This is a genomic window from uncultured Sphingomonas sp. (genome assembly GCF_964244235.1).
Taxonomy (GTDB): Bacteria; Pseudomonadota; Alphaproteobacteria; order Sphingomonadales; family Sphingomonadaceae; genus Sphingomonas.
Genome location: NZ_CAXTII010000048.1, coordinates 1 through 20,924 on the forward strand (window position 1 = coordinate 1; position 20,924 = coordinate 20,924).

The 20,924-nt window shown below is 66.6% G+C and carries 17 protein-coding genes and 1 riboswitch; of the genes, 7 read left to right on the forward strand and 10 right to left on the reverse strand.

What is annotated here, in order from left to right:
- Positions 1–111: 111 nt before the first annotated feature.
- The 8 genes from ACFE7D_RS09265 to ACFE7D_RS09300 form a co-directional block, all read right to left on the reverse strand.
- The gene (locus ACFE7D_RS09265; protein ID WP_375395138.1) at positions 112–708 is read right to left on the reverse strand and encodes a Fic family protein; all 597 of its coding nucleotides are present in this window, start codon (positions 706–708) and stop codon (positions 112–114) included.
- Positions 709–738: 30 nt separating this feature from the next.
- On the reverse strand, positions 739–945 hold the full coding sequence (locus tag ACFE7D_RS09270) for a hypothetical protein (RefSeq protein ID WP_375395139.1): 207 nt from the start codon (positions 943–945) through the stop codon (positions 739–741).
- 154 nt (positions 946–1,099) lie between these two features.
- Positions 1,100–2,986, reverse strand: a complete 1,887-nt coding sequence (thiC, locus tag ACFE7D_RS09275) for a phosphomethylpyrimidine synthase ThiC (RefSeq protein ID WP_375395140.1) — start codon at positions 2,984–2,986, stop codon at positions 1,100–1,102.
- Between the two features lie 45 nt (positions 2,987–3,031).
- Positions 3,032–3,136, reverse strand: a riboswitch (TPP riboswitch).
- Between the two features lie 86 nt (positions 3,137–3,222).
- Complete coding sequence (locus ACFE7D_RS09280; RefSeq protein WP_375395141.1) at positions 3,223–4,236, reverse strand: ferritin-like domain-containing protein; 1,014 nt, start codon at positions 4,234–4,236, stop codon at positions 3,223–3,225.
- A gap of 29 nt (positions 4,237–4,265) precedes the next feature.
- On the reverse strand, positions 4,266–5,378 hold the full coding sequence (locus ACFE7D_RS09285; RefSeq protein WP_375395142.1) for a ferritin-like domain-containing protein: 1,113 nt from the start codon (positions 5,376–5,378) through the stop codon (positions 4,266–4,268).
- Positions 5,379–5,624: 246 nt separating this feature from the next.
- Positions 5,625–6,473, reverse strand: coding sequence for a MipA/OmpV family protein (locus tag ACFE7D_RS09290; RefSeq protein ID WP_375395143.1), 849 nt, complete (start codon positions 6,471–6,473; stop codon positions 5,625–5,627).
- Positions 6,474–6,617: 144 nt separating this feature from the next.
- Positions 6,618–7,349: a sterol desaturase family protein gene (locus ACFE7D_RS09295; protein WP_375395154.1), complete on the reverse strand. Its 732-nt coding sequence runs from the start codon at positions 7,347–7,349 to the stop codon at positions 6,618–6,620.
- A gap of 42 nt (positions 7,350–7,391) precedes the next feature.
- Positions 7,392–7,961: a GNAT family N-acetyltransferase gene (locus ACFE7D_RS09300; RefSeq protein ID WP_375395144.1), complete on the reverse strand. Its 570-nt coding sequence runs from the start codon at positions 7,959–7,961 to the stop codon at positions 7,392–7,394.
- 129 nt (positions 7,962–8,090) lie between these two features.
- Here ACFE7D_RS09300 and crtY point away from each other — a divergent pair, with 129 nt between their 5' ends.
- From crtY to ACFE7D_RS09320, 4 genes are all read left to right on the forward strand, one after another.
- Positions 8,091–9,245, forward strand: coding sequence for a lycopene beta-cyclase CrtY (gene crtY, locus ACFE7D_RS09305; RefSeq protein ID WP_375395145.1), 1,155 nt, complete (start codon positions 8,091–8,093; stop codon positions 9,243–9,245).
- Complete coding sequence (locus ACFE7D_RS09310) at positions 9,242–10,741, forward strand: phytoene desaturase (protein WP_375395146.1); 1,500 nt, start codon at positions 9,242–9,244, stop codon at positions 10,739–10,741. Before crtY ends, ACFE7D_RS09310 begins: the two co-directional genes overlap by 4 nt.
- Before the next feature lie 148 nt (positions 10,742–10,889).
- Complete coding sequence (locus tag ACFE7D_RS09315; protein ID WP_375395147.1) at positions 10,890–11,471, forward strand: TIGR00730 family Rossman fold protein; 582 nt, start codon at positions 10,890–10,892, stop codon at positions 11,469–11,471.
- A complete protein-coding gene (locus ACFE7D_RS09320) occupies positions 11,468–12,418 on the forward strand; it encodes a phytoene/squalene synthase family protein (protein ID WP_375395148.1) in 951 nt (316 codons plus the stop codon). The genes ACFE7D_RS09315 and ACFE7D_RS09320 overlap by 4 nt, the downstream gene beginning before the upstream one ends.
- Positions 12,419–12,569: 151 nt before the next feature.
- Here ACFE7D_RS09320 and ACFE7D_RS09325 read toward each other — a convergent pair whose 3' ends face one another.
- Complete coding sequence (locus ACFE7D_RS09325; RefSeq protein ID WP_375395149.1) at positions 12,570–12,800, reverse strand: hypothetical protein; 231 nt, start codon at positions 12,798–12,800, stop codon at positions 12,570–12,572.
- 99 nt (positions 12,801–12,899) lie between these two features.
- On the opposite strand from ACFE7D_RS09325, the gene ACFE7D_RS09330 reads away from it, so the two are divergent.
- Both ACFE7D_RS09330 and ACFE7D_RS09335 read left to right on the forward strand, forming a co-directional pair.
- The gene (locus ACFE7D_RS09330; RefSeq protein WP_375395150.1) at positions 12,900–14,717 is read left to right on the forward strand and encodes an ABCB family ABC transporter ATP-binding protein/permease; all 1,818 of its coding nucleotides are present in this window, start codon (positions 12,900–12,902) and stop codon (positions 14,715–14,717) included.
- 101 nt (positions 14,718–14,818) lie between these two features.
- Positions 14,819–17,539, forward strand: a complete 2,721-nt coding sequence (locus ACFE7D_RS09335) for a TonB-dependent receptor (protein ID WP_375395151.1) — start codon at positions 14,819–14,821, stop codon at positions 17,537–17,539.
- Between the two features lie 132 nt (positions 17,540–17,671).
- On the opposite strand, the gene ACFE7D_RS09340 is transcribed toward ACFE7D_RS09335, so the two are convergent.
- Positions 17,672–20,335, reverse strand: coding sequence for an EAL domain-containing protein (locus ACFE7D_RS09340; RefSeq protein WP_375395152.1), 2,664 nt, complete (start codon positions 20,333–20,335; stop codon positions 17,672–17,674).
- An 89-nt stretch (positions 20,336–20,424) separates the two neighbouring features.
- Here ACFE7D_RS09340 and ACFE7D_RS09345 point away from each other — a divergent pair.
- A partial coding sequence (locus ACFE7D_RS09345; RefSeq protein ID WP_375395153.1) for a fumarate hydratase occupies positions 20,425–20,924 on the forward strand: 500 nt, incomplete at its 3' end.

Below are 20,924 nucleotides of genomic sequence, written 5' to 3' on the forward strand. Positions count from 1 at the left end.
GGAGATCGCCGTGATCACACCGGCGAAGCTACACCACGCCGTGGGGCACGATCAACGCATGCACACCAACGTTGCGGTGGTGGCAAGCCGCGAACACCGCCAAAAATAGCGTCAGATATCTTCCAGTTGGGCCTTTAATAGGCCTTCGAGATATGCAGCCAGTTCGGAGACGTCGAAATCACCGTCTTCCCAATGACGGTCTGCCGCTTGGAGAGCTGCATAATAGGGTTCTCGATTTTCACGAATCCGCTCGGGCACAATCTTTCGTCCCGGCAATAACCCCCCTGCTTTCATACAGATCAGATAATAGCACGCTGCCCTGGCAGTCCGACCATTGCCTTCGATGAAAGGATGAATCCAGTTCATTCGCCAAAGTGCATATGCTGGAAGCCATGTGGGATGGTCGATCACATCCCAGTTTTCATGAACAACTGAAATAAATTGGTCCATCAAATTACCCACTTCACGGTAATGAGGTGGTCGATGGTTACCAACGTAGATTGGCTGCTCCCGAAAACGGCCTCCAAACTGAGCGATATTCGCTACGGCAGCAGCGTTTAAAGACCAAAGTGTATATTTATCAAAAGAGTCTATGCCCTTTTGCATTCCGATCTCAATGCAGTTTGCGAGCAGATCGTACTGACGAAGAAGGTTATGCTCTTGAATTCGAGCATAAAATGCTGGGTTATCGGTTTTTCTAATCGACATAAAAAAGGCCCGCTTTCGCGGGCCATCTCCTCAACCAGCTATCAGAATGCTTTGCGATGACGCCCGCACCGAATCTTTCGTGATGAAATCTGAAACTGGCGCATTGCCAAACGCGAAACTGACACGCTGTTCGTTAAGCTCGGCCTCGGTAACCTTCTTTCCCTTCGCGGCATCTAGAAGCGCCTTCAGCGCGGGGTCGGTTGGCCGAACCTGCAGGAACTGCTTTCTTGCTGCCATATGACATCTCCATTCAAGCGGTGTTTCAGGTGAATCTCACACTGAATCCTACGTCGCAATCGCTAATTTTTCGGTCGGTCGGATTTGGCGTTGGATTGCGCAAAAAGGCCTCATTCGACGAAGGCAAAACGCTTTCGAATTAGTATCGTGCCATTCACCCCTCCACCGCCAAATAAACCTCCCCACCCTTCTCCCGAAACATCTCGCTCATCTCCGCCATGCCCTTCAACGCCGCCGCCTTGCTCGCCGCCGCCGTCTCCGCGCCGGTCGGCCCACCCGCGGCAATGAACCCATCCGCCGGCTGGTTCTGCTTCGCGGCGAAGTCGCGGACTTCCTGAGTGATCTTCATTGAACAAAACTTCGGCCCGCACATCGAACAGAAATGCGCGGTCTTGGCGCCCTCCGCCGGCAAGGTCTGGTCGTGGTACGATTCCGCCGTGTCGGGATCGAGCGACAGGTTGAACTGATCCCGCCAGCGGAATTCGAACCGCGCGCGCGACAGCGCGTCGTCGCGCATCTTCGCCGCCGGGTGGCCCTTCGCCAGATCGGCGGCATGGGCGGCCAGCTTGTACGTCACCACGCCGACCTTCACGTCGTCGCGGTCGGGCAGGCCCAGATGCTCCTTGGGGGTCACGTAGCAAAGCATCGCGGTGCCGTACCAGCCGATCATCGCGGCGCCGATGCCGCTGGTGATGTGGTCGTAGCCGGGTGCGATGTCGGTCGTCAGCGGCCCGAGCGTGTAGAAGGGCGCCTCGCCGCAGACCTGCAGCTGCTTGTCCATATTCTCCCTGATCTTGTGCATCGGCACATGGCCGGGGCCCTCGATCATCACCTGCACGTCGCTCTTCCACGCGCGGTGGGTGAGTTCGCCGAGCGTGTAGAGCTCGCTGAACTGCGCCTCGTCGTTCGCGTCCGCGATCGATCCGGGGCGAAGGCCGTCGCCCAGCGAATAGGCGATGTCGTAGGCCTTCATGATCTCGGTGATCTCGTCGAACCGTTCGTACAGGAACGACTCGCGGTGGTGGCTGAGGCACCATTTCGCCATGATCGAGCCGCCGCGGCTGACGATACCCGTCACGCGCTTGGCGGTCATCGGAATGTACGCCAGCCTGACCCCCGCGTGGATCGTGAAATAGTCGACGCCCTGTTCGGCCTGTTCGATCAGCGTGTCGCGGAAAATCTCCCAGGTCAGGTCCTCGGCGACGCCGCCGACCTTTTCCAGCGCCTGGTAAATCGGCACGGTGCCGATCGGCACGGGGCTGTTGCGGATGATCCATTCGCGCGTGTCGTGGATGTTGCGGCCGGTCGACAGGTCCATGACGGTGTCCGCGCCCCAGCGGATCGACCAGACGAGCTTGTCGATTTCGGCGGCGACGTTCGATGCGACCGCCGAGTTGCCGATATTGGCGTTGATCTTGACCAGGAAGTTGCGCCCGATCGCCATCGGTTCGCTTTCGGGGTGGTTGATGTTGCTGGGGATGATCGCGCGGCCGCGCGCCACTTCGTCGCGGACGAATTCGGGGGTGACGAAGTCGGGGATGCTCGCACCGAAGCTCTCGCCGTCGCGGACATGGCCCCGCATCTGCTGGCGACCCAGGTTTTCGCGGGTGGCGACATATTCCATCTCGGGGGTGACGATGCCGCGGCGCGCATAGTGCATCTGGCTGACGTTCGCGCCGGCCTTCGCGCGTAGCGGACGGCGGATGACGTGCGGGAAGGGCTGGACGCCGCCGGAGCGGTCGGGGCCCAGCTGGCCGTTGTCCTCGGGCTTCAAGTGGCGCGCGTCATAGGACTCGACATCGCCGCGCGCCTCGATCCACGAGCGGCGGAGCGCGGGCAGGCCGGCCATGATGTCGATATGCGCCTGCGAATCGGTATAGGGGCCGCTGGTGTCGTAGACGTTCAGCGGCGGTTCGATGCAGGACGGATCGAGATCGATCGCGCGCATCGCCACCTTCAGCGGGCCGACATGGATTTTGCGGCTGCCGCGAATCGGCCCGGTGGTAACGCCTATTTCGGTACGGGCAGGAAAATCGGCCATGCGTGTCGCTCCATCTCTACCGGGAGCAAAAGCGCGGGGATCCAGGATCGGACACCGCTCCACTCCCTCCGCCGGCGCTGACCGGATCAGGTTCGGCGGGTTCAGGCGGCATGCGCCTATCTCAGCCTTGCGGCTCCCCGGGGAAGCCGCGACCATAAGCGCAAGCACCGGGCCGTCCAACGAAAAAGGGCCGCGCGATCGCCCGCACGGCCCGCATTTCATGAAGACGACGGCGATTATGCCGCGGTGTAGGTCGCCGGGTTGGCGTTGGCGATCTTGATGTTGCCGTTTGCGCCGGCCGGAAGGAACCCGCCCGACGCCGCACCGGTCGTCCCGTTCAGATACACGATGTGCAGGACCTGGTCGGTGTTGCGGCTATAGGCGATGCCGTTGGCATTGACCGGCACGATGTTCGATGCGGTCGTATCGGCGCGGGTGATACCCTGATCGTCGTCATACGTCCCGTCGAGACTGTCACGCGCATCGGAAATCTGACCGGCGATCGTGCGAAGCGCAGGCGCCGAGACGCCCTTGCGGTACAGAACGGTTCGCAGCAGGCCTGCATGATAGGCCTCTGCCGCCAGGATGCCCGCGGCCGCCTCCAGATAGGTCTTGTTGACCAGCAACGGTGCCGCGCCCTTGTATGCAGTCACGCCGACATCCTCGAAGATGAACGCGCCGAGCAGGAAGGCCTCGTCCGAAGCGTAGGGGTCGAAGGCACCGCCCTTGGGGACGACCCCCGCCGCCACCGCGGCCTGGCTGAACGCACCCGTCGCACTGCCGTCGATGTTGATCGCCGGCATCGCCACCGCCGCCGAGCCGAGCACGGTGCGAAGGAAATTGACGTGTTCGGACTCGTCCGCCGCGATCTCGAGCGCATATTGCTTCACGATCGGATCGGTGAAATTCACCTGGCGACCACCGGTCACCGCGCCCTGCGTACCCGTACCGGTGAGAATCGCGGGCGACAGCCCCGATCCGAACGCGGCGAAGGAATAGAATTGCGCTTCGACATATTCGAGGTTCAATGCGAAATTCAGCACGTCGAGATCGACCTGCGCCTGTGCCGGCGGCGGCGTGGTGGTCGGCGTCGGCAACGGAGCCGGGGTGTCGTCGCCACATGCCGCGAGCAGCGACAGTCCGCCGGCCGCGGCGGTCGCCGCACCGGCATATTTCAGGAACTTGCGACGTTCGGTGCGACGGCGTTCCACCGCATCCATGACTTCGAGATAATTGGTATCGGACATCATATGTCTCCCCGTACGGGTTATTGCTGGCGTCAGACTTGCTGCGTGCTGGTGACGATGTTGCCGTTCATCCCGGCCGGGAAGAACCCGCCCGATTTGGCGGCGTTGGGCGTCAGATAGACGATGTTGAGCACCGCATTGGCCGTCCGGCTGTAGGCGAGGCCGTTCTGGTTCAGCGGCGCGATGTTGGCACGCACGCCCGCACCGGTCGTGACCGGGGCGATGCCCTGGTCGTCGCTGATGTCCTTGCCGGTGATCGGATCGGGTGTAACCGCGTTCGCCGCCGGGGTCGCCGAGGTTCCGTCGAGGCTGTCGCGCGCCGCGGAGATCTTGCCCGCATTGGTAATGAGTGCGGGGTTCGGCGTGGTCGCGGGGTAGGTGCCGCCGCCAAAGGCCGCGGGAATGGCGGTGCCGCCGACGCTCATGCCCTTGCCGTACAGCACGGTCCGGACGATCGACGCGTGATAGGCCTCGACCGCGAGGATACCGGCGGCGGCCTCGAGATAGGTCTTGTTGACCAGCAGCGGCGACGCGCCCTTGTACGCGGTGACGCCGACGTCTTCGAAGATATAGGCACCGAGCAGGAAATTCTCGTCCGACGCATATGGGTCGAAGAAGGTCGGGGCGGCCGTGGTCGTCGCCCCGATGATCCCGGCGGCGCGGGCGGCGGTGCTGAACGCACCGTTCGGTGAAGTGCCAATATCGATCTGCGGCTGGGCGACCGCGAGCGACGCCAGCGTGGTACGCAGGAACTTGACGTGCTGAATCTCGTCCAGCGCGATCTCCTTGGCATATTGCGACACCACGGGGTCGGTGAAGTTCACCGCGCGGGCACCCGTCGAAGTCGCCACCGATGCGGCGACGCCGTTGGTTCCGGTGCCGGTCGTGAGCGTCGGGTCGATCGGCGTACCGAACGACGCGTAGGAATAGAAATTGGCCTCGAGATATTCGAGGTTCAACGCGAAGTTGAGCACATCGACATCGATCTGCGCCGGAGCGGCGGTCTGTGCGGCGGCGGCGGTGGCATAGACGAAGGCCCCGCCGACGGCGGCGACGCCCAGCGCGTTGGTGAAGAACGCACGGCGATTCTCGCGGCGTTCGACGCGCGCGTCGAAGGCATCGATCAGTTTCTGGCTGTCGGTCATCTTTCAGGATCCCCTATCGTTCGGAAGCTGGGCGAGGATGCGCCCGGAACCATTTCATGGCGCATCGCCGACATGACGAAACACCGGCACTGATCGTCTCAGGACACGAACCATCGTCGCGAGCGGCGATCATGCCGAACGTCCGATGCGGAGGAAATACGCTCCGTCAGGGAAAAGGACGCAGCGACCGGCAGAAAAATTTCGCTTTTCAACGCTTCCCGCGCGGCCGACCGGAATGCATCCGCCCTAGAACGTGTACGCCACCCCGAGCGCGCCGATCCACTGGTCGCGCGATCCGGCGATGCTGACGACCGGGCTGTCGGCGAAGCTGTTCATCAGCCGGGTATAGGTGCCGCCGGCCAAGAGCTTGAACCCATGGAGCAGGTCGCCGGTGAGGGCCACCGTCGCCACCGCGCCGGCCGACACGTCCTTCCAGCCCGGGCTGGCATAATAGACCGGCAGCCCGCTCGCGACGCTCTGCGCCGCGTTGACGGTGTAATAGGACGTCGCATAGCCGCGCTCGGCATGTTCGGCCGAGGCGAAGATCCCGATCGCCGCCTTGCGGCTGAGCGGCGTCAGGTAATTGATGCTGGGCTGCAGGATGCCGCTCTTGTGGACGTTGCTGACGTCGTAGCGATAGCTGAGCGATACCGACAATTTGTCGTAGGGGCTGGTGATGACGCCCGTCTTGCCGATGCCGGCATAGCCGCCCAGTTCGATCGCGGTGCCGACCTTGCCGAGCGCACGCACGCGGGAATCGGTAAAGCTGCTGCTGTCGCGGTTGAAATCGACGACGCCGAGGGGGCCGAGCTGGAAGTCGTATTTCGAGTCCTTCGGATCGCGGATCAGATCGATGCTCAGCCGGTTGCCGATCAGCGCGAAGGCGAACCCCTTGACCGCACCGATCGCGAGCGGCGCGGGCTCGATCCGGTAATTGTTCGAGCCTTCATAGTCCGGCAGATAGACGGCCCCGACGCCGATCGTGGTGTGATCGCCGAAATCGGTCGCCTGGCTGCCCGCCACGGACGGCGGCGTGTTCGCATCCTGCGCCAGAGCGGGGCTCGCCGCGGCGGTGAGCGCGGCGGCGAAGGTCATAAGGGTCGATCGGCGCACGAGCAGGCTCCACGGAAAAATTGATTGCGAGCGCGTAACGCCCTGTCCCGCGGATCGGTCCCTCATCCGGCCTGTGTCCCCGCGAAGCCCGCACCGGTGTTGTATTCGGGCATCACGCCGGGGCGATCACTCGGCGGGCGCGGGCGCCCGGCGGCGGGCGGCACGGGCGTGGTCGCGCGCGAAATCCCCGATCCCCCGGTCGGTGCCGCACCACCGGTCCCACCAGCGGAAGTACAGCCCGTAATTGGCGTCGTAACGCTCGTGATGGCGCTGGTGATGGCTGGCGGTGATGATCCAGTCGCCGATCCGCCCGCGCCACAGGACTCGCGGAAAGACTTCCCACCCCATATGGTTCGTGACCCCCATGACGCTCATGATCGTCAGCACGACGCCGAGCATCGCGACGTGGATCGGCACGGACAATACCAGTAGCGGGATCGCGACCGCACCGGTCAGCGCCTCGATGGGATGGAACGCCATCGCCGCCCAGGCGGTCGGCGGTCGGCTGGCATGATGGACCGCATGCGCCAGCTTGAACGGCCCGGGCCGGTGCATCCAGCGATGCGTCCAGTAGAACCAGGCGTCATGCAGCGCGATATAGACGAACACCGACAGCGGCAGATACCAGGGCGGCATCGCGTGCCAGTCGGTATAGACCCGGGTCCAGCCACGATGCTGCCACGCCCAGGCGAGGATCCCCGCGGGCACGCCGTAGATCGCCGCGGAGGCGAGACTCCAGCCGATCTCGCGGCGCATCTGCGGGTCGAGCCCCGCATACAGCCCGGGATGGCGCGCGCGCGTTACCGCGGCGAACGCGCCCGATACGATCATATACCGCACCCCGACGATCAGCGTCATCGCGGCGGCGGACAGGAGGAGCGCGAGGATCACCCTGCCCCCTTACCCGTTCGCGCCCGCGCCCGCCATGCGTTCGTACAGATCGACCGGGCGATCATGATAGGTCGCCCGCCCGATCGCGCGGTAGCCGATCTTGGCCGCCAGCCGGATGGAGGCGCTGTTGTCCGGATCGATGATGCACATCGTCCGTGGGACTCGTTGCGCGTCGCTCCATGCCAGCACCGCGTCCAGCGCTTCCTTCGCATAGCCCTGCCCATGCGCGTGCGCCGCCAGCGCCCAGCCCGTTTCGGGTGCGTCGATCGGCGGATCGATCGCCCGCCGCGCCTCCAGCAGCCCGGCGCTGCCGATGAAACGCCCCGTCGCGGTGTCGCGCAGCACCCAGTTGCCATAGCCGAACAGCGTCCATTGCCCGACCGATCGCAACAATCGTATCCATACCTCTTCGCGGCTCTGCGGCTTCCCGCCGATCATGCCGTAGACGCCGGGATCGGCCCACATCGCGGCGAGGTCGTCGAGGTCGTCCCCGGTATGGCCCGTCAGCGTGAGGCGGGGGGTGATCAGGGTCGGGGCGATCATAGTCGCGGTGTAGCGGTGGTCGGTCGCGGGTTCCATTCCCATCGGTCCACGGTTCGCCGGGGAACGGAATGAGGGTGATTGAAGAGTCCCCCCCCCCGACAAGACAGGTTGCCGCCGCGACCGATCGTGGGTGTCGCGCGGCGGATGGACGCGGTAGGGTGCGACATGGCCTCAACAGTCAATTGCGATGTGGCGATCGTCGGTGCCGGGCTGGCCGGCGGGCTGATCGCGCTTGCACTGAAGGCCGCGCATCCGGGGCTCGATCTGCGGCTGATCGATGCGGGGGACGTCGTCGGGGGCAATCATCTCTGGTCGTTCTTCGGCAGCGATGTGGCCAAACGTGATCGCCCGCTGGTCGCGCCGCTCGTCACGCATTCCTGGCCGGCCTATGACGTCGCCTTTCCGCATCACGGCCGAACGATCGGCGCGGCCTATTATTCGATCGAGAGCGCCGCCCTGCACCGCGCGGTGTCGCGCGCGCTGCTGCCGGGCGAACTGATGCTCCGCCGCAAGGTGATCGGCGCATCGGCGACCGCGGTCGTGATGGCGGACGGCAACCGGATGAAGGCGGGCGGCGTCATCGACGCGCGCGGGCCGGGCGATCTGTCGCTGCTCGAGCTTGGCTGGCAGAAATTCGTCGGGCGCGAACTGACGCTTGCGGCCCCGCACGATGCGTCCAACCCGCTGGTGATGGACGCGACGGTCGAACAGATCGACGGCTATCGCTTCGTCTATTGCCTGCCCTTCGCTGCCGACCGGATGTTCGTCGAGGACACCTATTACAGCGGCACCCCCGATCTCGACGCCGCCGTCCTGACCGACCGGATCGCCGCCTATGCCGCCGCCCGCGGCTGGGATGTCGTCGAGGCGGGCCGGACCGAACAGGGCGTGCTGCCGGTCGCGATCGGCGGCGATTTCGACGCCTATTGGCGGTCGGGCGGCGCGCACATCGCCAAAGCAGGCATGCGCGCCGGGCTGTTCCATCCGACCACGGGCTATTCGCTGCCCGATGCGATCCGGCTCGCCAACCGGCTGGCGGCGCGCACCGATTTCTCGGGCGCGGCGCTGCACGACGCGACCTACGGCCATGCGCGCGCGCGCTGGCGGGAGCGCGGCTTCTACCGGATGCTTGACGCGATGCTGTTCAAGGCCGCCGAGCCCGAGGAGCGCTACCGGATCCTCGAACGCTTCTACCGGCTCGCGCCCGGTCTTATAGGACGTTTCTATGCAGGACGATCGACGATGATGGACAAGGCGCGGATCCTGACCGGGCGGCCGCCGGTACCGATCGCACGCGCGGTGCGGGCGATCATGGCATGACCTCGCGTTTCGCGCCGCCAAGATCGGCGATCGTCATCGGCAGCGGCTTCGGCGGGCTCGCGCTCGCGATCCGGCTGCAATCCGCAGGGCTGGCGACGACCATCGTCGAAAGCCGCGACAAGCCCGGCGGGCGGGCTTATTATTGGGAACGGGACGGCTTCACCTTCGATGCCGGACCCACCGTCATCACCGATCCGGCATGCCTCGAGGAATTATGGGCGCTGTCGGGCCGCGACATGGCGGACGACGTGACGCTGGAACCGGTCACGCCTTTCTACCGGCTGAACTGGGCGGACGGCACCAATTTCGATTACACCAACGACGACACGATCCTGCGCCGCGAGATCGAGAAGCTGCATCCCGACGACTGGGCGGGATACCAGAAGTTCCTCGAATATTCGGCGGGCGTGTTCGAGGAGGGCTATGAGAAGCTCGGCCATGTCGCGTTCCTCGACTTCGCGTCGATGATCAAGGCCGCGCCCGCGCTGATGAAATACCAGGCGTGGCGATCGGTCTATTCGATGGTCTCCAGCTTCGTGAAGTCGGAGAAACTGCGCGAGGCGCTGAGCTTCCACACGCTGCTCGTCGGCGGCAACCCGATGACGACGAGCGCGATCTACGCGCTGATCCACAAGCTGGAACGCGATGGCGGGGTGTGGTTCGCGCGAGGAGGCACCAACCGGCTGATCGCCGGGATGGTCGCGCATTTCGAGCGGCTGGGCGGCGTGCTGCGGCTCGGCGATCCGGTGGTGTCGATCGAAACGCTGGGCGACCGCGCGACCGGGGTCACCACCGCGAGCGGCTGGCACGGCGAGGCGGACGCGATCGCGGCGAATGCGGACATCATGCACACCTACCGCGACCTGCTGAAGACGTCGCGCAGCGCACAGCGGACGAAGGCGAAGCTGGAGCGCAAGAGCTACAGCCCGTCGCTGTTCGTCGTGCATTTCGGCGTGCAAGGCACTTGGCCGGGCATCCCGCACCACATGATCCTGTTCGGCCCGCGCTACAAAGGCCTGCTCGCCGACATCTACGACCACGGCGTGCTGGCGGAGGATTTCTCGCTCTACCTCCACCATCCGACCGTCACCGATCCCGGCCTCGCGCCCGAAGGGATGAGCACCTTCTACGTGCTGGCCCCGGTGCCGCACATGGGCAAGTTCCCGATCGACTGGGACGAGGTCGGGCCGATCCTGGAGAAGCGGATCCTCGACGAGGTCGGGCGGCGGCTGATCCCCGACATCCACGACCGGATCGTGACCAAGTTCAGCTACGCGCCCAAGGACTTCGCGCAGGACCTGAACGCGCATCTCGGCAGCGCCTTCTCGCTGGAGCCGGTCCTGACGCAAAGCGCCTGGTTCCGCGTCCACAACCGCGACGACGCGATCCCGAACCTGTATTTCGTAGGCGCGGGCACGCACCCGGGGGCGGGAATACCGGGGGTCGTTGGCAGCGCGAAGGCGACCGCGGCGCTGATGCTGGAGGGGGAGCGTTGAACGGCTTCTCGGTCCTCCCCGGGACGGGGAGGGGGACCGCCAGCGCAGCTGGTGGTGGAGGGGGCGGGCCGCGGCGAGCGGTTCGCGTGTGGAGAGCCCCCTCCACCAGCTTCGCTGGTCCCCCTCCCCGTAAACGGGGAGGATTTAAGTGAAGCGCCTCGCGATCTATTGCGGCTCCGCCACCCCTGCCGACCCAGTCTACATGGACTGCGCGCGCAGCGTCGGTAGCGGCTTGGCCGCGCGGGGGATCGGGGTTGTCTATGGCGGCGGCCGGCTCGGGCTGATGGGGGCGGTGGCGGATGCGGCGCTCGCGGCGGGGGGCGAGGTGATCGGGGTCATCCCCCAGGCGCTGGTCGATGCCGAGGTCGCGCACCGCGGGCTGACCGAGCTTCGCACCGTGGATGGGATGCACGAACGCAAGCGCGCGTTCGCCGACCTGTCGGACGGCTTCGTGACGATCCCGGGCGGCACCGGCACGATGGACGAATTGTGGGAGGCGCTGAGCTGGGCGCAGCTGGGCTATCATGCCAAGCCCGTCGGGCTGCTGAACGTCGCGGGCTATTACGACACGCTGATCGCGTTCTGGGAAAAGATGGGCGCGGTCGGTTTCCTGCGCGCGCAGCACCACGACCTGCTGATCGTCGCCGATACGCTCGACGACCTGCTCGCGCGGATGGTGGCGCATGTGCCGACGCAGCCGATCGTCCGGATGAAGACGGCGGATCTTTGAGCGACGCCCTCCCCACCCGCGACGCGATCGTCACGGCTGCACGCGCATCGATCGCGCGGGGATCGAAGAGTTTTTCCGCGGCCAGCCTGTTGTTCGCGCCGGCGGTGCGCGAGCGGGCGTGGCTGCTCTATGCCTGGTGCCGCGCGTGCGACGATATCGCGGACGGCCAGGAGCATGGCCATGCCATGCACGCGGTCGAGGATCCGACGGCGCGGCTGGCGGAAATGTCGGCGAAGACCGATGCCGCGCTGGCGGGCGACATCGTCGGCGATCCCGCATTCGACGCGCTTCGGGTGTTCGCTGCGGAGACACGCCTGCCGCACGCCTGGCCGCGCGACCTGATCGCCGGGTTCGCGCTGGATGCCGAAGGGTGGCGGCCGCGGACCGAGGACGATCTGTACAAATATTGCTATCATGTCGCCGGCGTCGTCGGGTGCATGATGGCGGTCGCAATGGGGGTGTCGCCCGACGACGTTGCGACGCTCGACCGCGCGTGCGATCTGGGGATGGCGTTCCAGCTCGCCAATATCGCGCGCGACGTGGGGGAGGACGACCGGGCGGGGCGCTGCTACTTGCCGGTCGACTGGCTGGTCGAGATGGATATCCCGCCGGGCGAACACATGAAGCCGCCCTATCGCCAGCGGCTGGCGGTGCTGGGCAAGCGGCTGGCGGACCGCGCCGCGGGGTTCGAGGCGAGCGCGCGGCAGGGCACGCCGTCGCTGTCGTTCCGGTCGGCCTGGGCGGTGCTGGCGGCGGCGGCGATCTACGGCGCGATCGGGCGGACGGTGGCCGCGCGGGGCGAGCACGCGTGGGACCGGCGGGTGACGACGTCGGGAGTGCAGAAATTGGGGTTCATTTTGCGCGCGGGGCGGGCGGCGATGGCGCGCGCGCGGTTGTATCCGGATGCGCCGCGCGATGCGGGGTTGTGGCGGCGGCCCGAGGGTTGAGCTCAACCGTCATGCCGGGTTCGTCCCGGCATCCATCGTGCCGCGCATTCTTCGACCGATGATCTTGCGGCACGATGGACCCCGGGACGAGCCCGGGGTGACGGAGCATGTGGGTCGGGCGTCAAAGCGACGTCGAATGTGGAAAGATGGCTCACCCCCGCGGCGAAGCCTTCGCGCCGCTTGCCATCCGCTGCCCGCCCTGCCGGCAATCCGCGGCGATCACCGGATAGGACAGGTCGGTATTCCGTGCGATCTGGTCGGGGAGCGCGGCGCGGCACTGGGCCATCGTCTCGTATCTGGCGGGAACGATCCGCGCCTGCTGGCACGCGGCCTGGCCGTCGCCGCATCCCAGGATCGCCATCACGAAAAACAGGGGTTCCATCATCGCCTCCCACGTCTGAAAGTTAAAGCGACACGGTCTGGATTAAGTTCCCGTCGCGGGTTTCGGGCGGATCGTCGTGCGCCTACATGCGGACCGACGATGCCTCCCGATATCTATACCCCCACGAGCAGCGAGCGGCCGATGCTCCCGACGCTTCGGCGCTTCCTGCCCTATCTGTGGCCGGCGGGAGAGACGGGGCTGAAGGCGCGGATCGTCGTCGCGATGCTGCTGGTGGCGGCGTCGAAGATCATCCAGGTCTATGTCGTCGCCTATGCGCTGAAATATGCGGTCGACCGGATGGCGCATGGCGACCGGTCCGCGGTGTGGATGGTGATGGCGCTGGTCGCGGGGTACGCGGGCGCGCGGTTCGCGACGACGCTGTTCGACAATCTGCGCAATGCGGTGTTCGAACGCGTCGGGCAGGATGCGACGCGGCGGCTGGCAAGCAGCGTCTTCCGGCACCTGCACGAATTGTCGCTGCGGTTCCATCTCGAACGGCGCACGGGTGCGGTGACCAAGGTGGTCGAGCGCGGCACGAAGAGCATCGATACGATGCTGTATTTCATGCTGTTCAACATCGCGCCGACGGTGCTGGAACTGCTGCTGGTGCTCAACATCTTCCGCGGCAGCTTCGGCTGGCCGCTGGTCGCGGCGACGGTCGTGATGGTAGCCGCGTATATCTGGTTCACGCGCTGGGTGACCGACTGGCGCAATGCGCTGCGTGCGCGGATGAACGACCTCGACACCGGCGCGGTCGCGCATGCGGTCGATTCGCTGCTGAATTTCGAGACAGTGAAATACTTCAACGCCGAGGACCGCGAGGCGCGCCGCTACGAGCGCGCAGTGTCGCTATACGCGGCGGCGGCGGTGAAGAACGAGACCTCGCTCGCGTGGCTCAACATCGGGCAGGCGTTCATCACCAACGCGATGATGGCGGGCGGGATGGTGTTCGTCGCGCGCGGCTGGGGGCAGGCGCGCTTCACGCCGGGCGACGTGGTGTTCATCTCGACGCTGCTCAGCCAGTTGTTCCGCCCGCTCGACCTGCTCGGCATGGTCTATCGCACCATTCGCCAGGGGGTGATCGACATGGCGGCGATGTTCGATCTCGTCGACGCGCCCGCCGAGATCGTCGATGCGCCAGGCGCGCAGGCGCTGGTCGTCGGCAGCGGGCATGTCCGGTTCGAGGATGTCCGCTTCGCCTATGATCCCGGCCGGCTGATCCTGAAGGGGATCGATCTCGACATCCCCGCCGGCACCACGCTGGCGATCGCCGGCACGTCGGGCGCCGGCAAGTCGACGCTCGCGCGGCTGATGTACCGCTTCTACGACCTGACGGGCGGGCGGATCACGATCGATGGACAGGACATCGCGCAGGTCACCCAGACGTCGCTTCGCGCCGCGATCGGCATCGTGCCGCAGGACACCGTGCTGTTCAACGACACGATCGGCTACAACATCGCCTATGGCCGCGACGGTGCGACCGAAGCAGAGATCGCGGGCGCGGCACAGGGCGCGGCGATCGCGGGGTTCATCGGGCGCCAGGCGGACGGCTATGCCACCCGCGTCGGCGAACGCGGGCTGAAACTTTCGGGCGGCGAGAAGCAGCGTGTGGCGATCGCGCGGACGCTGCTGAAGAATCCGCCGATCATGATCCTGGACGAGGCAACCTCCGCGCTCGACAGCCGCACCGAGTCCGAGATCATGGAGACGCTGGAACAGGTCGAGCGCGGGCGCACCACGATCGTCATCGCGCACCGGTTGTCGACGATCGTCCATGCCGACCAGATCGTCGTGCTGGAGGGGGGCCGGATCGCCGAATCGGGAACGCATGCCGGCCTGCTCCGGCGCGGCGGGCTCTATGCCGAGATGTGGATGCGTCAGGCGCGGGAACGCGAACAGGCGCTGGCGGCGGAATAGTCGCGCCGCGCGACATCGGCACAATCCTGCGACAATTGCCTACTAGGCGCTGGCCCGATCGCGGGACGGGAACGAGCATGCGCATACGAATTTGTGGTTTGATGACGGCGGCGAGCGTGCTGCCGATGGCGGCGGTCGCCCAGACCGCGCCTGCACAGACCGCGCCGACGCAGACTGCCCCCATACCCCCTGCACGCGGAGCCGCCCCCGGCGACGACGAGGCCGACGGCCCCGACATCGTCGTCAACGGACGCCGCACGCAGCCCGGCGCGGTGATCGGGGACATCAAGCCCGACCAGCAATTGAGCCCAGCGGACATCCGCTCCTACGGCGTCAGCACGGTCGCCGACCTGCTGAACGAACTGGCACCACAGACGACCAGCGGCCGAGGCCAGGGCGGCGCGCCCGTCGTGCTGCTGAACGGGCGGCGCATCTCGGGTTTCTCCGAGATCCGCGACCTGCCGACCGAGGCGATCCAGCGAGTCGACATCCTGCCCGAAGAAGTCGCGCTGAAATATGGCTACCGCGCGGACCAGAAGGTCGTGAACATCGTTCTCCGCCGCCGCTTCCGCGCGACCACGCTGGAAGCTGACGACAAACAAGCCACGGAGGGCGGCGGCAACAGCCCGCAGGGGCAGGTGGACCTGCTCAACATCCAGCGCGAACGCCGCTTCGACCTGCATCTGAACTATCAGCAGACCGCCGCGCTGACCGAGGCGCAGCGCGACATCCTGCCGGCGACGGCCGGCGGTGCAGGGGGCGGCGGCGCGAACGGCAGCGGTGCCGTCGCAACGGTCGACGGCACCGACCAGCGCCCGTACCGCACGCTGCAACCGCGCAGCACCGACTTCACCGCCAACGCGGTCTACGCGCGCAACCTGTTCGGCAATGCGGTGGCTGCAAGCTTCAACGGGCGGATCGAATCGACCGACAGCGTCGGCACCTTCGGGCTGCCGACGGTGGCACTGACGGTGCCGGCGAACAGCCCGTTCTCGACCGACGGCGCGGCCGACACCGTCACGCGCACCGCCACCGGCTATCTGCCGCTGGCGCAGCGATCCTCGGCGATCACGTCACATCTGGGCAGCACGTTCAACGGCGATATCGGGCAATGGCGCTGGTCGCTGACGGGGACGTATGATCGAACTGATTCGAAGACCTTCACCGACACCGGGCTCGACCCGACCGCCTATCAGACGCAGCTGAACGCGCCCGACCCGACCGCCAACCCGCGCACCGGCGCGTTGCCGGGCCTGGGCGCGCTGCCCGGCAACCGCGCCTTCTCGACGTCGAACAGCGGCGGCGCGGACGTGCTCGTCAACGGCAGCCTGTTCGCGCTGCCCGCCGGGTCGGTCTCGACGAGCATCCGCGTCGGCGCGTCGGCCAGCGATTTCAGCGGCAATTCCTACCGAAGCCAGACCGGGCTGGCGCAGAGCAGCGACATCACGCGCGACATCGTCAACGGCCAGGTGAATATCGACGTGCCGCTGACCAGCCGGTCGAAGGACGTGCTGCCGTGGATCGGCACCTTGTCGGCGAATTTGAACGTCGCGGTCGATCATCTGTCGGATTTCGGCACGCTGACCACGGTGGGATACGGCGCGAACTGGTCGCCGATCGATGCGATCCGGGTCCTCGTGTCGATCACCGATCAAGGCGACGCGCCGACCGCGCAGCAACTCGGCAATCCGCTCGTCACCACGCCCAATCAGCGGGTGTTCGATTATGTGAACGGCACGACCGCGACCGTGACGACGACCAGCGGCGGCAACCCGGCGCTGATCGCGGACAATCGCCACGTCATGAAGCTCGGCCTCACGATCAAGCCGTGGAAGGCAAAGGACGTGACCTTCACCGCGGACTACAACCGGGCGCACACCGACAACGCCATCGCGTCCTTCCCCGCCGCCACCGCCGCGATCGAGGGGGCGTTTCCCGACCGGTTCACGCGCGGGGCGGACGGCACGCTGCTGCGGATCGACACGCGCCCGGTCAATTTCGCGCGTACCGAAAGTTCGCAGCTGCGGACCGGCGTCAACTGGTCGATCGCGCTGAAGTCCAAGATCCAGAAGGAGTTCGAGGCGTTTCGCAACGGCACCGGTCCCAACCCCCTTGCCGGTCTGAATTTCCCCGGACGACCGGGCGGCGGCGCACCGGGCGGCGGCAGACCCGGCGGTGACGGTACATCGCCGGGTGGCGGCCAAGGCGCGCCGGGTGCCGGCGGACCGGGCGGCGGCGCGGCCGGCGGTGGCGGGCCCGGCGGCGGCGGGTTCCGTGGCGGTGGCGGCGGTGGTGGTGGCGGTGGCTTCGGCGGTCGCGGTGGCCAGGCCGGCGGGCGGCTGCAGTTCGCCTTGTACCATAGCTGGTATTTCACCGATTCGGTCCTGATCCGGAACGGCCTGCCGAAGCTCGACCTGCTGAACGGCGATGCGATCGGCTCGAGCGGCGGACAGTCGCGTCACCTCGTCGAAGCGCAGGCGGGGTACAACAACAACGGGCTCGGCGTGCGGCTGTCCGCCAATTACGCGAGCGGCACGCAAGTCGGCGGCGACACGACCGGGGCGACGACCGGAACGCTGAACTTCGGCGGGCTCGCCACCGCGAACCTCCGGCTGTTCGCCGATCTGGGCCAGCGACTCGATCTGCTGAAGGCGCATCCCTGGCTGCGCGGGATGCGAATCGTGCTGTCCGCGGACAATCTGTTCGACAGCCGCCAGCGCGTGACCGACGGGACCGGCGCGACACCGGTCAGCTACCAGCCCGACTATCTCGACCCGCTTGGCCGGACGGTGAAGCTGACGGTGCGGAAATTGTTTTTCTGACCTACGTCACCCCGGCTTCGCGCCGGGGTCCATCTAGCGACTTTTGCCGACCTCCGAAAATGAAGGACGGTGCTCGCGGCACGATGGACCCCGGCGCAAGGCCGGGGTGACGAACGTGGGTATTTCGAACCCCTACCCCGCCCGCCGTACCGCCCGGTCCACCGCGTTCAGCCGGTCCAGCGCGAAGCTTTCCGCGAATTCGATCCCGGCCTTGCCGTCCCTGGCCCAGCGGATACGCGCGGCGAACATCTGATCCTCCAGCAGTTCGATCAGCACGTCGATCCCGCCGGGTTCGCCGTCGATCTCGATCCCGTCGATCATCGCGCCGCCCGGCGAGATGTCGCGGATCCTGACGTCGCCCACTACCTGCCCGATCGCCATTCGCGCGGACCGCAGCATCTTGGTCCGCGGTGCACGGCTGACCTTGTGGCCGATCGGGGTGGCGAGGCCACCACCCGCAAGCTGCTCCTCGACCGCCGCCGCGGGCATGCCGCGGCCATAGACATAACCCTGGATGTGGCTGCATCCCAGTTCGCGGACCAGTTCGATCTCGTCCTGGATCTCCACCCCTTCCGCGGTCGTCTCCATGCCCAGCGTATCCGCCAGCGTCACGATCGCCTTGATGATGGCGGCGTTGCGATTGCCCGGCATCACCGCGCCGCGCACGAACGACTGGTCGATCTTGATCTTGTCGAAGGGTGCCGAACGAAGATAGCCGAGCGAGGAATAGCCCGTTCCGAAATCGTCGAGCGCGAGCCGGACGCCGAGCCCTTTCAGCGCGCGGAACATGCGTTCGGACGACGCGCTTTCGTCGAGGAACACGCCTTCGGTGATCTCAAGCTCCAGCCGTGCCGCCGCGATCCCCGACGCCGCCAGCGCGCTGGCCACGATCGCCGGCAATTTGGGGTTGGCGAACTGGATCGGCGAGACGTTGACCGCGACCCGCACATCGCGTGGCCAGCGCGCGGCGGCGTGGCAGGCGGTCCGCAGCACCCATTCGCCGATCTGTTCGATCAGCCCGCATTCCTCCGCCACCGGCACGAACATCGCGGGCGATACCGATCCGCGGATCGGGTGGTCCCAGCGGAGCAATGCCTCGTAACCGACGATCCGCACGTCCTTCGTCGCGACCACGGGCTGGTAGGCGAGGTGGAAGGCACCGGTGGCGAGCGCATGGCGCAGATCGTCCTCCAGCAGCGCGCGGCTCTGCGCACCCGCCAGCATCTCGTCCGAATAGAAGCGGTGGACGCCGCGGCCGTCCGCCTTGGCCGCATATAACGCCAGGTCGGCGTTGCGGGTGAGCGTCTCCGAATCCTCGCCATGTTCGGGCGCGATCGCGATGCCGACCGAACAGCCGATGGTGACCGACGTCCCGGCGATGAAATAGGGTTGCGACAGCGATGCGATCAGCTCGCGCGCCAGGTCCGACAGCGGCTCGCGCGCGTCCATGCCCGGCAGCACGACCTGGAATTCGTCGCCGCCGAGCCGGCCGACCAGCCCCTGGTCGCCGACCCCGCGCTGCAGCCGCTGTGCAACCTGCTTCAGCAGCGCGTCACCGGCGGGATGGCCGAGCGTGTCGTTGACCGCCTTGAACCGGTCGAGGTCCATCAGGAACAGCGCGGTGGCACGATATGGCCCGGCCTTCTGGTTGAGCGTCTTGTCGAGCGACAGATGCATGCGCTGGCGGTTGGCGAGCCCGGTCAGCCCGTCGAACAGTGCGAGCCGGGTGATCTCGGCTTCCGACTTGCGCTTTTCGGTCAGGTCGGTCCCCGATCCGATGAACCCCTGGAACCGGCCGAGATCGTCGACGACGGGCCGCCCCGACATCGACCACCAGCGCCCGCTTTCCGACCCATCCATACCAGTGCGTGCGGCGCAGACCGAATAGTCCGAGAAGCTGGTCCGCGACGACAGATGGAAAGCAAGCGTCCGCTCGGTGCCCGGCGTCGTGCTGTCCATGCGGAACAGGTCGGTCAACAGCGCCGGGGTGCCGCCGACGCCACCCGCGGCGTTCGCGCCCGGGGCGGACATCTCGGCGGCGACCTGCGGGGACAGATAGGTGACCCGGCCGTGGCGATCGGTCTCCCAGAACCAGCCGGTCCCCTGGCCTTCGAACTCGGCGACCATCTTGGCGGCGAACCGGCCCTCGCTGGCCTCCGCCGCACGTTCCAGCGCCTGACGCACGTCGATCCGGCCAAGCCGCAGCAGCCCGACCGCGATACATGCGAAGAACGGCAGCGCGGTCAGCGGCAGCGTCATGCCGGGCGACTTCACCGCCAGTGCGACGATCAGCCCGGCACCGAGACCGAGCGTCCCGGCCCGTACCGGCACCACCGCGACCGCGACCGCGACCAGCGCACCCGCCGCCGCGGCGACCCCCGCCTGTTCCCAATCGCTGCCGGGCAACTGGCAGACCGTCCAGGCGAGCCCCAGCAACGTCCCGCCAAGCACCGCGGTGGCGACGACCAGCGCGCGCATCCGCCGGTGCACGACATGCTCGGTCGTTCGCGGCCCGCGCAGCAGCCACAAGATCGCGCCCGACACCGCCAGCACGGTTCCCGCCAGGGCAGCAATATCGATGACGGCGGATTGTTCGACGAGCGCCGCGGTTACCGCGACCGCCGCGCCACCGATGACCGCGCAAAGCGACACCGGCCATATGACCGCGACACGCCGGAACTTCATCAGATGCATCTCGACCGCGGCGTCGCGCCCGTCCTCGTGCAGCCCGAGCACGCGCAGCGTCGCGGCGATACGGCGCGCGAACGGTTCGCTGGGGGGAGGGTTACCGGACATGCCGGGAATGGATAGCGCACGATGCGTTTCGAAAGCGTATCGACGCCGCGCACTTTGCCGCGTCGATGCGAGCGGCTATGCACGCCCGCATGACCGTCATCATCCGCGAAACCGACCTGATCGAAAGCGTCGCCGACGCGCTGCAATTCATCAGCTACTATCACCCGATGGATTATATCCGCGCGCTGGGCACGGCGTACGAGGCCGAACGGGGTCCGGCGGCGAAGGACGCGATCGCGCAGATCCTGACCAACAGCCGGATGTGCGCGGAGGGGCACCGGCCGATCTGCCAGGACACCGGGATCGTTACCGTCTTCGTCAGATGGGGCATGGACTGCCGGCTCGACACGACCGGCCGCTCGTTGCAGCAGGTTGTCGACGAGGGCGTGCGGCGCGCCTATCTCAATCCTGAGAACAAGCTGCGCGCCTCGATTCTCGCCGATCCCGCCTTCACCCGCCGCAATACCAGGGACAACACTCCGAGCGTCCTGAACGTCGAGATGGTGCCGGGCAACACGGTGTCGATCGACGTCGCCGCGAAGGGCGGCGGGTCGGAGAACAAGTCCAAGTTCAAGATGATGAACCCGTC

Bases quoted from the DNA above. Each gene is read 5' to 3' on its own strand.
- ACFE7D_RS09295 (WP_375395154.1), bottom strand. From the start codon at position 7,349: ATGACGCTGATCGTCGGGGTGCGGTATATGATCGTATCGGGCGCGTTC.
- ACFE7D_RS09335 (WP_375395151.1), top strand. From the start codon at position 14,819: ATGACGGCGGCGAGCGTGCTGCCGATGGCGGCGGTCGCCCAGACCGCG.
- ACFE7D_RS09325 (WP_375395149.1), bottom strand. From the start codon at position 12,800: ATGGAACCCCTGTTTTTCGTGATGGCGATCCTGGGATGCGGCGACGGC.
- ACFE7D_RS09265 (WP_375395138.1), bottom strand. From the start codon at position 708: ATGTCGATTAGAAAAACCGATAACCCAGCATTTTATGCTCGAATTCAA.
- ACFE7D_RS09310 (WP_375395146.1), top strand. From the start codon at position 9,242: ATGACCTCGCGTTTCGCGCCGCCAAGATCGGCGATCGTCATCGGCAGC.
- thiC (WP_375395140.1), bottom strand. From the start codon at position 2,986: ATGGCCGATTTTCCTGCCCGTACCGAAATAGGCGTTACCACCGGGCCG.
- ACFE7D_RS09340 (WP_375395152.1), bottom strand. From the start codon at position 20,335: ATGTCCGGTAACCCTCCCCCCAGCGAACCGTTCGCGCGCCGTATCGCC.
- crtY (WP_375395145.1), top strand. From the start codon at position 8,091: ATGGCCTCAACAGTCAATTGCGATGTGGCGATCGTCGGTGCCGGGCTG.
- ACFE7D_RS09290 (WP_375395143.1), bottom strand. From the start codon at position 6,473: ATGACCTTCGCCGCCGCGCTCACCGCCGCGGCGAGCCCCGCTCTGGCG.
- ACFE7D_RS09330 (WP_375395150.1), top strand. From the start codon at position 12,900: ATGCCTCCCGATATCTATACCCCCACGAGCAGCGAGCGGCCGATGCTC.
- ACFE7D_RS09280 (WP_375395141.1), bottom strand. From the start codon at position 4,236: ATGATGTCCGATACCAATTATCTCGAAGTCATGGATGCGGTGGAACGC.
- ACFE7D_RS09285 (WP_375395142.1), bottom strand. From the start codon at position 5,378: ATGACCGACAGCCAGAAACTGATCGATGCCTTCGACGCGCGCGTCGAA.
- ACFE7D_RS09300 (WP_375395144.1), bottom strand. From the start codon at position 7,961: ATGGAACCCGCGACCGACCACCGCTACACCGCGACTATGATCGCCCCG.
- ACFE7D_RS09270 (WP_375395139.1), bottom strand. From the start codon at position 945: ATGGCAGCAAGAAAGCAGTTCCTGCAGGTTCGGCCAACCGACCCCGCG.